Annotated in this window: 13 protein-coding genes and 1 pseudogene; 8 read left to right on the top strand and 6 right to left on the bottom strand. The window is 64.3% G+C overall.

The genetic code is table 11. The annotated features are described in order from the left end of the window. The first annotated feature begins 58 nt into the window (after positions 1-58). The 3 genes from DPM33_RS28610 (at position 59) to DPM33_RS28620 (ending at position 3943) form a co-directional block, all read left to right on the top strand. Positions 59-1495: a glutamine synthetase family protein gene (locus tag DPM33_RS28610; protein WP_167449255.1), complete on the top strand. Its 1437-nt coding sequence runs from the start codon at positions 59-61 to the stop codon at positions 1493-1495. Positions 1496-1501: 6 nt separating this feature from the next. Next, positions 1502-2788, top strand: coding sequence for an NAD(P)/FAD-dependent oxidoreductase (locus DPM33_RS28615; protein ID WP_112100750.1), 1287 nt, complete (start codon positions 1502-1504; stop codon positions 2786-2788). Positions 2789-3046: 258 nt separating this feature from the next. After that, a complete protein-coding gene (locus DPM33_RS28620) occupies positions 3047-3943 on the top strand; it encodes an SH3 domain-containing protein (protein WP_112100751.1) in 897 nt (298 codons plus the stop codon). Here the strand turns inward: DPM33_RS28620 and DPM33_RS28625 are convergent. Next, complete coding sequence (locus tag DPM33_RS28625) at positions 3927-5246, bottom strand: Mur ligase family protein (RefSeq protein WP_112100752.1); 1320 nt, start codon at positions 5244-5246, stop codon at positions 3927-3929. The genes DPM33_RS28620 and DPM33_RS28625 overlap by 17 nt on opposite strands. A gap of 116 nt (positions 5247-5362) precedes the next feature. After that, complete coding sequence (locus DPM33_RS28630; RefSeq protein WP_112100753.1) at positions 5363-6109, bottom strand: SDR family oxidoreductase; 747 nt, start codon at positions 6107-6109, stop codon at positions 5363-5365. Positions 6110-6366: 257 nt separating this feature from the next. On the opposite strand from DPM33_RS28630, the gene zwf reads away from it, so the two are divergent. From zwf to DPM33_RS28655, 5 genes are read left to right on the top strand one after another with little or no spacing between them, the layout of a single operon-like run. Beyond that, positions 6367-7836: a glucose-6-phosphate dehydrogenase gene (gene zwf, locus DPM33_RS28635; protein ID WP_112100754.1), complete on the top strand. Its 1470-nt coding sequence runs from the start codon at positions 6367-6369 to the stop codon at positions 7834-7836. Beyond that, positions 7818-8534: a 6-phosphogluconolactonase gene (pgl, locus tag DPM33_RS28640; RefSeq protein ID WP_112100755.1), complete on the top strand. Its 717-nt coding sequence runs from the start codon at positions 7818-7820 to the stop codon at positions 8532-8534. The genes zwf and pgl overlap by 19 nt, the downstream gene beginning before the upstream one ends. Before the next feature lie 59 nt (positions 8535-8593). Further along, positions 8594-10417, top strand: a complete 1824-nt coding sequence (gene edd, locus DPM33_RS28645; protein ID WP_112100756.1) for a phosphogluconate dehydratase — start codon at positions 8594-8596, stop codon at positions 10415-10417. 60 nt (positions 10418-10477) lie between these two features. Continuing rightward, the gene (locus DPM33_RS28650; protein WP_208648461.1) at positions 10478-10807 is read left to right on the top strand and encodes a type II toxin-antitoxin system RelE/ParE family toxin; all 330 of its coding nucleotides are present in this window, start codon (positions 10478-10480) and stop codon (positions 10805-10807) included. Then, positions 10804-11085, top strand: a complete 282-nt coding sequence (locus DPM33_RS28655) for a helix-turn-helix domain-containing protein (protein ID WP_112100758.1) — start codon at positions 10804-10806, stop codon at positions 11083-11085. Before DPM33_RS28650 ends, DPM33_RS28655 begins: the two co-directional genes overlap by 4 nt. A 92-nt stretch (positions 11086-11177) precedes the next feature. On the opposite strand, the gene DPM33_RS28660 is transcribed toward DPM33_RS28655, so the two are convergent. From DPM33_RS28660 to DPM33_RS28675, 4 genes and pseudogenes are all read right to left on the bottom strand, one after another. Beyond that, positions 11178-12845: a vWA domain-containing protein gene (locus DPM33_RS28660; RefSeq protein WP_112100759.1), complete on the bottom strand. Its 1668-nt coding sequence runs from the start codon at positions 12843-12845 to the stop codon at positions 11178-11180. Between the two features lie 111 nt (positions 12846-12956). Further along, the gene (locus DPM33_RS28665; protein ID WP_112100760.1) at positions 12957-13964 is read right to left on the bottom strand and encodes a GlxA family transcriptional regulator; all 1008 of its coding nucleotides are present in this window, start codon (positions 13962-13964) and stop codon (positions 12957-12959) included. A 109-nt stretch (positions 13965-14073) separates the two neighbouring features. Then, entirely contained in the window at positions 14074-14973 is a 900-nt protein-coding gene (folD, locus tag DPM33_RS28670; RefSeq protein ID WP_112100761.1) for a bifunctional methylenetetrahydrofolate dehydrogenase/methenyltetrahydrofolate cyclohydrolase FolD, read from the bottom strand. Between the two features lie 211 nt (positions 14974-15184). Beyond that, a pseudogene (locus tag DPM33_RS28675) lies at positions 15185-15695 on the bottom strand (hypothetical protein); the annotation flags it as partial.

Below are 15695 nucleotides of genomic sequence, written 5' to 3' on the forward strand. Positions count from 1 at the left end.
CCTTCCCTTCCCCCGTGGCGCGCGGCTATACTTCGGCATCCGAAACACAATCTGGTGAATGATGCCGCCTGAGAAAAAGGAAGTCCGTCCGTCAAGCCGGGGGGGACGCGCCCGCGCGCCTGCCTTCCTGAAAAACGAACGCGGCGTGAAGAACTGGAAGGAAGCCAGCGCCTGGCTCGAATGGCGCGGCATCGAGGACATCGAGTGCATCACGCCAGACCAGGCCGGCGTCGCTCGCGGCAAGATGATGCCGTCGAAGAAATTCACCTCCAACACCTCGCTGGCGCTGCCTTCGGCCGTGTTCATGACGACGATCTCCGGCGGCTATCCCGAGGATGGCAACGGCTTCCATTATCCGGAAGATGACGGCGACCTGAAGCTGCTGCCCGATCTTTCGACGCTAACCGTGGTGCCCTGGGAGGAAGACCCGACGGCGGCGGTGATCTGCGATCTCGTCCACCAGGACGGCCGCTCGGTGGAGTTCACGCCGCGCAACGTCTTGAAGCGCGTGCTCGCGGCCTATGACGAGCGCGGGCTCAAACCGGTCGTGGCGCCCGAGATCGAATTCTATCTGGTGCGCAAGAACCCCGATCCGGACTATCCGCTGACGCCGCCCGTCGGGCGCTCGGGCCGGCCGATCGGCGGCGGCGCCGGCTATTCCATCGCCGGCGTCAATGAATTCGACGAGCTGATCGACGACATCTACCATTTCTCGGAACGGCAGGGCCTGGAGATCGACACGCTGATCCACGAAGAGGGCGCCGGCCAGCTCGAGATCAACTTGCGCCACGGCAACCCAATCGAGCTCGCCGACCAGGTCTTCATGTTCAAGCGCACCATCCGCGAGGCGGCGCTGAAGCACGAAATCTACGCCACCTTCATGGCCAAGCCGATCCAGGGGCAGCCGGGCTCGGCCATGCACATCCACCAGTCGGTGATCGACAAAAAGACCGGCCGCAACATTTTTTCGGCCGAGGACGGCTCCGAGACCGACGCGTTCTTCCACTTCATCGGCGGCATGCAGAAGCACGTGCCGAACGCGCTCGTGATGTTCGCGCCTTACGTCAATTCCTACCGCCGGCTGACGCAGCAAGCGTCGGCCCCGGTCAACAACAAATGGGGCTACGACAACCGCACCACCGCCTTCCGCGTGCCGCGCTCCGATCCCGCGGCGCGGCGCGTCGAAAACCGCATCCCGTCGTCGGACGCCAACCCCTATCTGGCGTTGGCCGCGTCGCTTGCCTGCGGGCTGGTCGGCATGAACAACAAGATCAAAGCGGAACCGCCGGTGCTGACGACCGCCAACGCGGATGAAATCGACCTGCCGCGGGGTCTTCTGGAGGCCGTCGGCCTGTTCGAGGACGACAAGGAGCTTGGCGCCATCCTCGGCAAATCCTTCGCCGCCACCTATACCGCGATCAAGCGCGCCGAGTTCGAGACTTTCATGGAAGTGATCAGCCCGTGGGAGCGGGAGTATCTGCTGCTCAACGTCTGACCGGTCATGAAGTATCAGTCTCCCATTTCGCCCGGCCGATCCTGGTACGAGGATACGGCCGGGCCTCGTCCCGAGTATCCGGTGCTCAATGGCGACCGCCAATGCGACGTCGTCATCGTCGGCGGCGGCTTCACCGGCTTGTCGGCGGCGGCGCACCTGGCCAAGGCCGGCGCGAATGTCGTGCTGATCGAGGCCCATCGCTTCGGCGACGGTGCGTCGGGGCGCAATGGCGGCCAGCTCGGCACCGGGCAGCGCGCCTGGGCCGAAGAACTGGAGGCGGACTACGGCCTTTCTCGTGCCAAGGCGCTGTTCGACATGGCGGAAGAGGCAAAGGCGCACCTGCTCGACTTCGCCGCCGCCAGCGCGATCGACATCGACTATATGCCGGGTCAGCTGTCGGTGGCGCACAAGCGGCGCTATGTCGACGACTACAAGCGCCATGCCGAGATCATGGCGAGCCGCTTCGATTATCCGCATGTCAGCTTCATGGACGCGGCGGAAACGGCGGAGCGGCTGGGCTCGGCACGCTATTTCGGCGGCGCGCGCGACACCGGCACCGGGCACATCCATCCGCTGAAGCTGGTGATCGGCACGGCGAAAGCCGCAGTTGCGACCGGCGCGCATCTCTTCGAGCACACGCCGGCCACCGGCATCATCTCCAGCGGCGGCAAGGTGAGGGTCACGACGCCGAGGGGCACGATCACCGCCGACAAATGCCTGATCGCGGTCAACGCCTATGGCGGCAATCTCGAACCGGTGAGCGCCGCGCACATCATGCCGATCGGCTCGTTCATCGGCGCGACCGTGCCGCTGGGTTCGGACTCGAAAGTTCTGCCGGGCGGCGAGTCGGTCGACGACTCCCGCTTCGTGGTGCGCTATTTCCGCAAGTCGAAGGACGGCCGGCTCCTGTTCGGCGGGCGCGAGGTCTATGCCGTCAACGATCCGAAGGACATCCATATCCACATCCGCAGGCAGATCGCCGAGCTCTACCCGGCGCTGAAGGATGTCGAGATCACGCATGGCTGGGGCGGCTATGTCGGCATCACGGTGCCGAGAAAACCGTTCGTACGCGAAGTGATGCCAAGGGTGATTTCGATCGGCGGCTATTCCGGCCATGGCGTCATGTTGTCGAACTTCTTCGGCAAGCTCTATGCCGAGACCGTCGCCGGCAATCGCGACCGCCTGAAGCTGATCGAGGACCTGAAGATCCCGGCCTTCCCGGGGGGGCGTCGTTTCCGCGCGCCGCTGCTGTTTCTGGCGCTCAGCTGGTTCGCCTTGCGCGACCGAATTTGAAACCGGCCGCCCGGCCGAAGCCACCGAATCGGCTTGGGTGGCTTCCACCCTGGAGGTTGTGCAAGCGTTAACGAACTGGCAGAATTTCGCAAATTGGCTCACTCATGCCATAATCTGCGGCGAAAGATGCCAATTCTGGGCGATAATCCGGGGATTTCGCGGACCTGTCCGCAGTGATTTCGGGACCGATGCAGGTCAGAGCCAACCCTTGCGGCAATGATCGAAAGAACGTCGGCCCGCTTGTTGGAGGTGGTTTGAGTGAACGAGCCCTTCAGTTTCGGCATGCCGGAACGGCAGCGCTTTACAATGCAGTTCGGCTATAACGTACGGCCTTCCTTCTGGCAGAAGGTGCAGTCGAACGCGCATCTGGTCATTGCGGCAATCGGTACAGCCGCGCTGCTCGGCGTGGCCGCGGTGGCGCTGTGGCTATGCATTCCTGGCACTGGCCGGCAAGTGGCCGCGGCAAGCGCCGAGCAGACCGTTCCGACAATTCCGGTGAAGACCACGAAGATCGCTCCTGCCGCGGCGGTTACCGTGGCGGCAGCGGTACCGCAGGCTGCGCGCAAAGCTGATGCGGTTACGCCGGCGACGGCAGCCCGCGAAGCCAGCATTCCGGCGCTGTCGTCGAACAGCCCGCGCTGGACGGCCTCCGACGCCCAGACGCCGCCGGCCCAGGCCAAGGATCAGCCCGCTCCATCCAAGCAGGCCGCCAACACCAGCGCCGCGCAATCAACCGACACGGCCTTCGCCGAGCCCGCTGCCGAAAACGACGCCTCGAACGCATTGTCCAAGGTCGTCGTGCCTGTCCCCGCAAGTGAGCCGCCGACGACTGCCAAGAACGCGGACGACAAGATGGATGGCGCCCAGACCGCCGCCATTCCCGAGGCCAAACCGCAGGTTCCCGATCCGCAGCCGGGAGCAACGGACAGCGCGGCCCAGGCCAAGCCAAAACCTCAGAAAGTCAGCGCGGCCGCCAATGGACGCATCCTGAGGGCCGTCACCATGCGCACGGGACCGAAGAAAGGCGCCGCCGCAATCGTCACGGTGCCGGCCAAGGCGTCAGTGCAGGTGATGGGTTGCAAGCAATGGTGCGAGATCGTCTACAACGGCAAGCACGGCTGGGTTTACAAGAGCTATGTCAAGCCCGGCGCATAAGACTTAAGCCGCCAAGCAGCCATCCGAAGCGGCGTCTTCTGCGCTCAAGCCTGCGATTTGCGAGGAAGGACTTGTGTTCCTCGAACGGCACCTCGTAGAGGCCGCAGTCCTGGCAACCCTCTTTCTTGCCGCACGCCGGAATCCAGCATCTGACGTCGTGCGCCCAGGCCAGCGCGATCCTCTCCAGATGAAGATTGGACGAGCTCTTCAGCAGGATCAGTTCCCCGGGGACCGCCGTCTCTTTGATATGATCGGAAACTTCCTTCGGGGTACGAAGCTCCAGGAAACGGCCGCTGTCATGGTCGGCCTGGTTGGCACGTGAGCGATGGGCATTATCACCGGTGTAAATGACCTGGTCGGCGATATAGCGGGCAATTCCATACGCAGTACCGTATTTCCTCGACGACCCGACATAGTCGGAAATTTGTCCGAGCACGATGCGCTTTCGGGCGGCGCTGGCCTTCCTCATCATGTCCATGGCGATGTCGATCGAATGCCACGGCGCCTTGGCCGTGTCGACGAGGAATTGCGGACCGCCATCGACCGTCTGCACCTTGCAGCGGTTCGGCAAGGGCTCGAATGACGCCAGCCTCGCCGCAACTTTCTCGGGCGGGACGCCTAGCTCCAGCGCCGTGGCGATGGCGGCGGCGGCCGGCAGCCAGAAGTGCTCGCCAGGGAACGGTGTTCGTATGTCCATGGCGCCACCATGCCAGCGAAGCGAAAATCCGAGCAGGTCCGGATAGGCGGCGTGGACGTCCGTTACGCGATAGTCGGCGGCCCCCGACTGGCCGAAAGTCGCAACACGGCCCCTTGCACCCGAAGCCATCTCGAGCACATGCGGGTCGTCGGCATTCAAGATTGCGAGCCCGCCCGGCGACAAGGCGTCAACCAGCGCTTTCTTTTCCCGCGCGACAGCCTCCAGAGTCCGGAATTGGGTGACATGCTCCAGTCGGATCATCGTCACGACCGCGACGTCCGGCTTCAGTATCTCCGCCATGCCTCGGATCGAGCCTGGCTCAAACGCGCCGGCTTCGAACACGACATAGTCGACCTTGCCCGCGCGTTTCATGCGCTTGTAGAGCGTGCGGACAAGCGCCTTGAGCGTGTTGGCCAGGACTTGAGTGTGAACCCTGCCCTGACCGGCCAGGATATGCCCAAGCAAGCTGGTTGCGGTCGATTTGCCGGAACTGCCGGTTATGCCGATGAAGGTCGCCTTGCTTCGCGCACGCGCACGCTCTGCCCGGCAGCGGCGCAATCGCCAGCCCAGATCGTTGCGAATTTCGCGCAGACTGACCTCAACCAACCGCCAGTTTCCCTTACCCCGATCCGTTATCCTTTCCGCGGACCTTCAAGTCAAACTGGGACTCGGCCTGATGGCGTCAACAGCCGCCGGCAACGCAAAGCCGCGACGCATGCGGCTCAGATACAGCGGCCGCCGTCGACCTCCAGCGCCACGCCGGTGATGAAGGCGGCTTCATCCGAGGCCAGCCACAGTGCCGCGTTGGCGATGTCGAGCGGTGTCGAGAGCCGGCCAAGCGGGATCGAGGCGCGGAATTTCTCGCGGATCTCCGGCGTGTCGGCGCCCATGAATTTCTCCAGCATGCCGGTCTCGCCGGCGACCGGGCACAGGCAGTTGACGCGGATGCTCTTCGGCGCCAGTTCGACGGCCATCGACTTGGTGGCGGTGATCGCCCAGCCCTTGGAGGCATTGTACCAGGTCAGGCCCGGCCGCGGCCGAAGCCCGGCCGTCGAGGCCGTGGTCAGGATGACGCCGCCGCCCTGCCGGTCCATGATCGGCACGACGGCGAGGGCGGCATGATAGACCGCCTTCATGTTGACGGCGGTGATCAGGTCGAAGGTTTCCTCGTCAACGCCGAGCATGTCGCCGTTGCGGTGGGTGAAGCCCGCATTGTTGACCATGATGTCGATGCGGCCGAACGCGCTCTTGGCGGCGTAGACCATCTCGTCGAATTCGGAACGCAGCGAAACGTCGGTCTGTGTCCAGATCGCATTGGCGCCGATCTCTTCGGCCACCCGCTCTGCGCCCTTGGCGTTGAGATCGGCGACGACCACGCGCGCGCCCTCTTCGGCAAAGCGCTTCGCCATGCCCTCGCCGAAGCCCGACGCGGCACCGGTGATGATGGCGACCTTTCCTTCCAGACGCATGGTTTTCCCGCTCATTGGATTTCCGCAGCTATCTCCCTTAGCTTTCGTCACATTCGCGTTCTATGCTGCAGGCGCGAACGCTGCCGGAAGCGATGGCTTGCCGACGAGCCTGCCGGCGGCGCAGTGTCGGGAAACATGTGGACCGATGCAAGTGCAAGCGATTGGTCCTCCCATGTGACACCATGGCACTGGAAAATTTAAATCGATTAGAATATACCAACCACGCTGCCGCCAACCGGCATCAAATCGGACTGACCATGACCAGCCAGATCATCCCTGTCGATCCCTTCGACTTCATCATCTTCGGCGGCACCGGCGACCTGTCGGAACGCAAGCTCCTGCCGTCGCTCTATCATCGCCAGCGCGGCCAGCAATTTTCCGAACCGACGCGCATCATCGGCACGTCGCGCGCGAAAATGACCGACGCCGAGTTTCAGGCCTTCGCCAAGAAGGCGATATCCGAGCATGTGAAGCCCGCCGACGTCGACGCCAAGGAGCTCGAGACCTTTCTGACGCGCCTCTCCTATGTCTCGGCCGACGCGACCACGGGCGCCGGCTTCGACAGACTCAAGAAGGCGATCGGCGACAGCGACCGCATCCGCGCCTTCTATCTCGCGGTGGCGCCGGCACTGTTCGGCGACATTTCGCACCAGCTCAAGGAACACAAGCTTATCACGCGGAACTCTCGCATCGTGCTGGAAAAGCCGATCGGCCGGGATCTCACCTCGGCGCGGGCGCTCAATGATGCCGTCGGCGACGATTTCCACGAAAGCCAGATCTTCCGCATCGACCACTATCTCGGCAAGGAGACGGTGCAGAACCTGATGGCGCTGCGCTTCGCCAACGCGCTCTATCAGCCGCTCTGGAACTCCGCGCATATCGACCATGTCCAGATCACGGTCGCCGAGACCGTGGGTCTCGAGGACCGCGTCACCTATTACGACAAGGCCGGCGCGCTGCGCGACATGGTGCAGAATCACATGCTGCAGCTGCTTTGCCTGGTCGCCATGGAAACGCCATCGTCGATGGACGCCGACGCCGTGCGCGACGAAAAGCTGAAGGTGCTCAGGGCGCTGAAGCGCATCAACGGCAATGAGGCGCCCAAGCACACGGTGCGCGGCCAGTATCGCGCCGGCGCCTCGGCGGGCGGCCCGGTCAAGGGCTATGTCGAGGAACTCGGCAAGGACAGTACCACCGAGACCTTCGTCGCCATCAGGGCCGAGATCGGCAATTGGCGCTGGGCCGGCGTTCCGTTCTATCTCAGGACCGGCAAAAGGCTGGCGAGTAGGGTTTCGGAGATCGTCATCGAGTTCAAGCCGATCCCCTTTTCGATCTTCGACGAAAGCGCCGGGCCGATCTTCGCCAATCAGCTGGTGATCCGGCTGCAGCCGGACGAAGGCGTCAAGCAGTACATCATGATCAAGGATCCGGGACCGGGCGGCATGCGGCTGCGCCAGATCTCGCTGGACATGAGCTTCGCGCAGTCGTTCCAGGGCCGGGCGCCGGACGCCTATGAGCGGCTGATCATGGATGTGGTGCGCGGCAATCAGACACTGTTCATGCGCCGCGACGAAGTCGAGGCGGCCTGGAAATGGATCGACCCGATCCAGAACGCCTGGGAAAGCGCCAAGCAGGAAGCTCAGGGTTATACGGCCGGAACCTGGGGGCCGTCGGCCTCCATCGCGCTCATCGAACGTGACGGACGGACATGGCACGAGAGCAATTGAGCGAGCCGCGCTTCAACTGGAACGGCTTTGCCGACCGCCCGCAACTGGCGGCGGCGCTGGCCGGCCAAGTCGCCGCCCTGCTGACCAATGCGATCGCCCAACGCGGCACCGCCCTGCTTGCGGTCTCCGGCGGCACGACACCGGCGAAATTCTTCGCCGCGCTCTCCGCGATCCCGATCGCCTGGGACAAAGTCACCGTGACGCTGGTCGACGAGCGCTTCGTGCCGCCGTCCTCGCCGCGCTCGAATGCCGGGCTGGTGGCGGCCAATCTTTTGCAGAACGAGGCCGCGGCGGCGCGGTTCGTGCCGCTCTACCATGAGGCGGCAAGTATCGAGGACGCAGCGGCGGCGGACAGTGAAGCGCTGCGGTCACTGCCCTGGCCGCTCGACGTGGTCATTCTCGGCATGGGCGGCGACGGCCATACCGCCTCGTTCTTCCCGGATGCCGGCAACCTCGACGAACTGCTAGATCCGGCCTCGCGGCGGATCGTGCTGCCGGTGCACGCGGCAAGCGGCGGCGAGCCGCGACTCACGCTGTCGATGGCGCGCATCATCGCCGCCGGCTTCGTGGCGCTGCACATCGAAGGCGAGGACAAGCGCACCGCCTTCAACGGCGCGATGGGGCCGGGCATGAAAAAGCCCATCCGCAGAGTGCTCGAGGCGGCGCCGAGACCGACAGAGGTGTTCTGGGCACCCTGATTGCAACAAGACGGCCCCGACGGCGCTGGGAGGACGTCGCGGGCTCGAAAGGACGGACCATGACAGCCCGACGCGATATCGAAGCCATCACGCAACGCATCCGCCAACGTTCGAAAGCCGGCCGCGAAGCCTATCTCGGCCGCATCGCGGAGGCCTCGGGCCGCAGCGCCAACCGCGCGGTGCTGGGTTGCGGCAACCTCGCCCATGGCTTTGCCGTGTGCAGTCCTTCCGAAAAGATCGCGCTTGGCGGCGACCGCGTGCCGAATCTCGGCATCATCACCTCCTACAACGACATGCTGTCGGCGCATCAGCCCTTCGAGACGTTCCCGGCGCTGATCAAGGAAGCCGCGCGCGAGGCCGGCGGCATCGCCCAGGTGGCCGGCGGCGTGCCGGCCATGTGCGACGGCGTCACCCAGGGCCAGCCTGGCATGGAGCTGTCGCTGTTCTCGCGCGATGTGATCGCCATGGCCGCGGCGATCGGCCTATCGCATAACATGTTCGACGCGGCCGTCTTCCTCGGCGTCTGCGACAAGATCGTGCCCGGGCTGGTGATCGGGGCGCTGACGTTCGGCCACCTGCCGGCCGTCTTCATCCCCGCAGGACCGATGACGACCGGCCTGGCGAACGACGAAAAGGCCAAGGTCCGGCAACTCTATGCCGAAGGCAAGGTCGGCCGGGCCGAATTGCTCGAGGCGGAGTCCAAATCCTATCACGGGCCCGGCACCTGCACTTTCTACGGCACCGCCAATTCCAACCAGATGCTGATGGAGATCATGGGCCTGCATACGCCCGGCGCCTCCTTCGTCAATCCGGGCACGCCGCTGCGCGAGGCGCTGACCCGGGAAGCGGCGAAGCGGGCGCTGGCGATCACCGCTCTCGGCAACGCCTATACGCCGGTCGGGCGCATGATCGACGAGCGCTCGATCGTCAACGGCGTCGTCGGCCTGCACGCCACCGGCGGCTCGACCAACCACACGATCCATCTGATCGCGATGGCGGCCGCCGGCGGCATCTCGCTGACCTGGCAGGATATTTCCGACCTGTCGGAGGCCGTGCCGCTGCTCGCCCGCGTCTATCCGAACGGGCTTGCCGACGTGAACCATTTCCACGCCGCCGGCGGGCTCGGTTTCCTGATCCGCGAGTTGCTCGATGAAGGCCTGCTGCATGAGGACGTGCAGACGGTGTGGGGCGAAGGCCTGCGGCCTTACGCGGTCGAGGCTAGACTCGGCGACGACGGCGGCGTGGTGCGCGAAGCAGCACCTCTGAAAAGCGGCGACGAGAAGGTGCTGGCGCCGGTCAGCCAAGCGTTCCAGGCGACAGGCGGCCTGAAAGTGCTCGGTGGCAATCTCGGCCATGCCGTCATCAAGACTTCGGCGGTGAAGCCCGAGCGGCGTGTCATCGAGGCGCCGGCCAAGGTGTTCGACAGCCAGCAGGCGCTGAACGACGCCTTTAAGGCTGGCACGCTTACAGGTGATTTCATAGCGGTCGTCCGCTTCCAGGGGCCGAAGGCCAACGGCATGCCAGAACTGCACAAGCTGACCACGGTGCTCGGCATCCTGCAGGATCGCGGCCAGCGCGTCGCGCTGGTGACCGACGGGCGCATGTCGGGCGCATCCGGCAAGGTGCCGGCGGCGATCCATGTGACGCCGGAAGCGGTCGAGGACGGGCCGATCGCCAGGATCCACGACGGCGACGTCATCCGGCTCGACGCCGATGCCGGCACGCTGGAAGTGCTGGTGCCGGGAACGGAATTCGCGCTGCGTCGCACGGCGGATGCCGACCTCATCGGCAACGAGTTCGGCTTCGGCCGCGAGCTCTTCGCCGGCTTCCGGCAACTGGTCGGCCGCGCCGACCACGGCGCCGCGGCTTTCGGCAACGCCTGATCTCGTTTCGTGTGAGAAGCTACTTGCGCTAACTATACAAAATTTTGTATAGTTAGCCGTGTGAAAATGCTTATGTTCCGGGGCAGCGCCCTAACCGATCTGCGCGCCTTTCCGAACTCGGCGCGGCGTGAAGCAGGCTATCAGCTCGATAAGGTACAGAACGAGCAACCTCCGACCGACTGGAAACCAATGACGACGGTCGGCAAGGGGGTACTTGAAATCAGAATCAGAGATGAGACCGGCGCGTTTAGGGTCATCTACACCGCCAAATTTGCCGACGCGATCTACGTACTGCATTGCTTCCAGAAGAAGACGCAGAAAACCAGCAAAACAGATTTGGACTTGGCCGCAAAGCGCTACAGCGATCTCATGAAGGAGCTAGGCCAGTGAGCAACGAAACGTTTGCAAGTGTGTGGGACGCCATCGAAGACACTCCCGCCGAAGCAGAGAATATGAAGCTCCGCTCCACGCTCATGATGGCGCTGGAGAAGCACATTCGAGCAAAGGGCTGGACGCAGGCCGAAGCCGCGCAGCGGCTTGGCGTGACGCAACCGCGCGTATCCGATCTCCTGCGCGGGAAGATCAACCTGTTCGCCCTCGACACCCTCGTCAATATGGCGGTCGCGGCCGGGCTTCATGTCGAAGTGCGTGTCTCGGAAGCTGCCTGATCGGCGAAGCCATGTGCACCGCGTTGCCGAGATGGCATTCCGCGATCCGTTCGCGGAATGCCAGGGCAGCCAGACCGGAAGGCAGGCAGTGCTTACTGGACGGCGAGTTCGTTCCGCTCGCCGGCCTTCATCGTGAAAGGCGTTTCCTTGTCGGCCTTGTCGGTGGTGAAGTTGGTCACGAGCACGTAATCGCCGGCGGCAAGCGTCGTCTGCATCTTCTCGCCATAGGCATAGGTCACCTGCTTGCGCTCGCCCTGGATGTTCTTCTTGGCCTCATAGATCTTGAAGCCGTCCGCGCCTGGAGCGTCGACCGCCAGGACGCCGGCATTCAGCGTCACGTTGACATCGGTCATCTGCCCAACCGTCACGCTAAAGGGCTGTTCGGCGGAGACGGCCTGCACGTCGACACCCATCACATAGTCGCCTGGCGGCAGATCGAACTGGCTGTCGGGGCCATAGGCATAGGTCACCTGATCGCGGCTGCCGTCGAGCTTCTTGGCCGCCTTATACACCTTCCAGGCCACGTCCGTGCCGGCCTTTTCGCCGCCCTGGGTGTAGAAGGCGTTGGCCTTGGCCTTGCCGACGCCGACGATCATGTCCTTGTCGACGACCTGGCCGGCGGCGAGCTGCATCGTCTCGCTCGCCTCGCCGGCTCCCAGATGCACGGTGACCTTGGTCTTGCCTGTCGGGACGACGAACTTGACCTCGCCATAATTGGCATCCGACGTGCCGCCGGGATAGGCAATGCTGATCTGCGCCGCGCGGTCGATATCGGCGCCGGGCGCCGGCCGCGCGTGGATGGAGATCTCGGCGGCGTTCAGGTTGAGCGCCTGCTCCGTTGCCTTGTCGGCCGTCAGCGAGACCTTCTGCTCGGCCCTGGCGGCACCGCTGGTGGCGACGACGATGTAGTTGCCGGCGGCAAGGTGGAACTTGACGGTGTTGTAGCCGTAGTCGACATGTTCACCGCCGGTTCCCTTGACGTCGTCCTTGAAGATTTCAAAATACACGTCGGACTTCGGCGCCTCGCCACCCTCCTTCAGGAAGGCTTGCGGGATGAGATTGTAGTCGACCTCGGCGGCTTTCGGCGCAGGCGCGGGTGCCGGCGCCGGTTCGGGAGCCGGCGCAGGGGCAGGTGCCGGAGCCGCCACGGTCTCGACCAGAGCTTCCTGCAACGCCTTCTCATCGGAAGCCTGGATGTATTTGCCGCCCGTGTTCTCGGCGAGACAGGCGATCTGCTTGCCTTCGTCGGCGGTCAGGCCGAAGCCGACGACATCGGCGGTGAAGTCGACACCGCTTTGCTTCAGCTCCTTGCCAAGCGCGCAAGGATCGCCGCCGCAGGTCTCCAGGCCATCGGTGATCAGCACCACCGTAGCCTTGTCCTCGGTGTATTTCAGCGCCTCGGCGGCCTGCTTGACCGCGGCCGTCAGCGGCGTCTTGCCGAGGAATTTCATGCTGTCGGCCGCTGCCGAAATGGCGCTGGCGGAGCCCGCCTGCGGCGGCACGATCAGCTCGATGTCGTCGCAGCTGCCTTTGGTGCGATGGCCATAGGCCATGAAGCCGATCTCGTCGTCGGCCGGAACCGACTGCAGCACCGTGCGCAGCGATTCACGCGCGATCTCCAGCTTCGGCTTGCCGTCGATCTGGGCCCACATGGAGCCCGATGCATCGAGGATGATGATGACCTTGTTGGCGGCATAGCCAAACGTGGTCATCGACAAAAGGAGGATCGCCGCAGCGACGCTCCGTGCCAGTCCCGCCATAGAAATCTCCTGAGTGAACCCCCGTCCGCGTCCGGAGGCTATTTGACGCGGCGTCAGGATACAAGCCTGCAGGAGGCGCCCCTGCCCGGTACTCGCTCGTGGGGCCGAACATCAGTAGGTGGTGCGGCGTTCTTCCGAGGGCGGGCGACCGAATTGCAGCCTATAGCTCTGCGCGAAATAGGAATGCGAGGTGAAGCCGGTGGCGATCGCCACGTCGAGGATCGGCATGTTGGTCTGGCGCAGCAATTCGCGCGCCCGCTCGAGCCTCAGGCGCATGTAGTATCGGCCGGGCGTCACACTGAGATGGCGCAGGAACAGGCGCTCGACCTGACGCACCGAAAGGCCTGCCGATTTGGCGAGTTGCACCGCCGACAGCGGCTCGTCGAGATGGTCGGCCATCAATTCGACGATGCGCCTGAGCTTCTCCGACTTGCCGGTGAGGTCACGCTCCGGCCCGACGCGCTGGCGGTCGCCGGCCGAGCGGATGCGCTCGTGCTGGAACTGGTTGGCGACGCCGTTGGCGAGGTTGGAGCCGAAATCGCCGCGCACGATCTCCAGCATCAGGTCGATCGAGGTGGTGCCGCCGGCGCAGGTGTAGCGCTTGCGGTCGATCTCGAAGACGTTGCCGGTGCAATTGATGTCGGGGAAGCGCTCCATGAAGCCGGCGCGGTTTTCCCAATGGATGGTGCAGCGATAGCCGTCGAGCTGTCCGGCCTCGGCCAGCAGATAGGAGCCGACCGACAAGGCGCCCAGCGCATTGCCGCGCCGGCCCCAGCTGCGCAGCGCGGCCAGCACCTTGCTCTTGCCGGGGAATTCGGTGGTGAGGCCGACCGAGACGAAAAGGATGTCGACCGGCGGCATGTCGGCGACGGAATAGTCGATCTTCAGCGGCAGGCCGTTGGAGGCCATGACGGCGTCGCCATCGGCCGAAATCGTCGTCCAGCCATAGAAATCGCGGCCGAGCAGCCGGTTCGCCGAGCGGAAACAGTCGATGGCCGCCGCCAGCGAGAACATCGAGAATTTGTCGACCAGCAGAAAGCCGAACTGACGGCCGCCCTGAACGGGATCGTTCGTGATCGGCCGTTCGAGAGCGGGATGCGACTGGTTCGAGTGGGGCATCCCGCTCTGTCCCTTATTTCAAACGCATTTGTGCGACGCCAAGTGGTTCCACTTGGCTGCAAAATGCTGGGGAACAGTCAGGTTCGGCAACGCAAAGGCTTTCTCAAAATCAGAAGGACGGCCGCTTCAACCCGGCCGCGAGGTAGGCGGAAGCTACAGTGTTCGCCATCAGCATGGCAATGGTCATCGGCCCGACGCCGCCGGGAACCGGCGTGATGGCACCAGCATTCTTGGCCGCCTCGGCATAGGCGACGTCGCCGACCAGGCGGCTCTTGCCTTCGCCCTTTTCGGGTGCCGGGATACGGTTGATCCCGACGTCGACCACCGTCGCGCCGGGCTTTACCCAATCGCCCTTGACCATCTCGGGACGGCCGACAGCGGCGACCAGTATGTCGGCGGTGCGCGCCAGCGCCGGCAACTCCTTGGTGCGGCTGTGGGCAATGGTGACCGTGCAGTTGGCGGCGAGCAGCAGATTGGCCATCGGCTTGCCGACGATGTTGGAGCGGCCGACGACGACGGCGTTGAGGCCGGACAGGTCCTTGCCGCGCACGCGCTCGATCAGGAGCATGGAACCCGCCGGCGTGCAGGGCACGAAAGCCGTATCGAGCTCGCCGGTGCCGAGCTTGCCGACATTGATGAAATGGAACCCGTCGACATCCTTTTCCGGCGCGATCGTCTGGATGACCTTGCCGGCGTCGATGTGGCCGGGAAGCGGCAGCTGCACGAGGATACCATGGATCGCCGGGTCGGCGTTGAGGTCGCCGATGATCATCAGCAACTGTTCCTCGGTGGTGTCGGCCGGCAGCGTGTGCTGAAGCGAATGGAAGCCGCATTCCTTGGCGGTGCGCGATTTCGAAGCGACATAGACCTGGCTTGCCGGATCCTCACCGACGATGACCACCGCCAGACCGGGCTTGGTGGCGCCCTTGGCTGCCAGCTCCGACGTCAGCGCCTTGACCTTCGAAACCACATCCTCGGCGACACGCTTTCCGTCGATCACTTCGGTCATCACGAACTCTCCGTTTTGAGGCCGCATCGATGCATGCCCCATGCCTCAATCCGGCATCCCGATCCGCCGACGCAGGGGCAATCGGCCGAAATGCCGCGCCGCATCTTCACGAAAATTCGACAAGGCAATCCCGTCAAAGCGTCGTCGGATGCCGTAAACCCGAAACCGGTCGCTTTTATCGAAGGTCAGGCGGTTAAGAAATACGGGCGGATTAGAAATAGCGGCGACGCGAGCGGTTTTCGGTCAGCTCGCGCACCGCCTCGCGGAATTCACGCAGGCTGGCGCGGATGTCGTCGATCTCACCCTGGTCGGCGGATGGTTGGCGAGCCACGCCGGCAGTCTGCGACTGCGGATGATAGGCGGCCGGGGATGCCGGATAATGATCCTCATAGGGATCGTTCCGCGCATGGTCCGGCCGATAGGAATAGGAATAACCCTGCTCGTATGGCGGCTGAAAATTCTGCCGCGCCGGGGGTTCAGCCCGAGGAGAGCGTTCTTCCCGGGTGGGCACGCGCCAGGCGCTTTCTGGCGGGACAGAGTCCAAATCGACCGTGTCAGCCGGCTCGCGCCGCACGAAATAGCGAACCGCCGAGGCCAGCGAGCCGAAGAGCCCCGGACGGCCGGCGTCATTGTCCGGCGTCGATTGCGGCGCAACGAATTGGGCCGGAGACGGAGCAGCCGCCGGTGGGGGGATCGGGGGTGAGGCAGGCGGCGGCGTGGAG

This window comes from Mesorhizobium hawassense (assembly GCF_003289945.1).
Classification (GTDB): Bacteria; Pseudomonadota; Alphaproteobacteria; order Rhizobiales; family Rhizobiaceae; genus Mesorhizobium; species Mesorhizobium hawassense.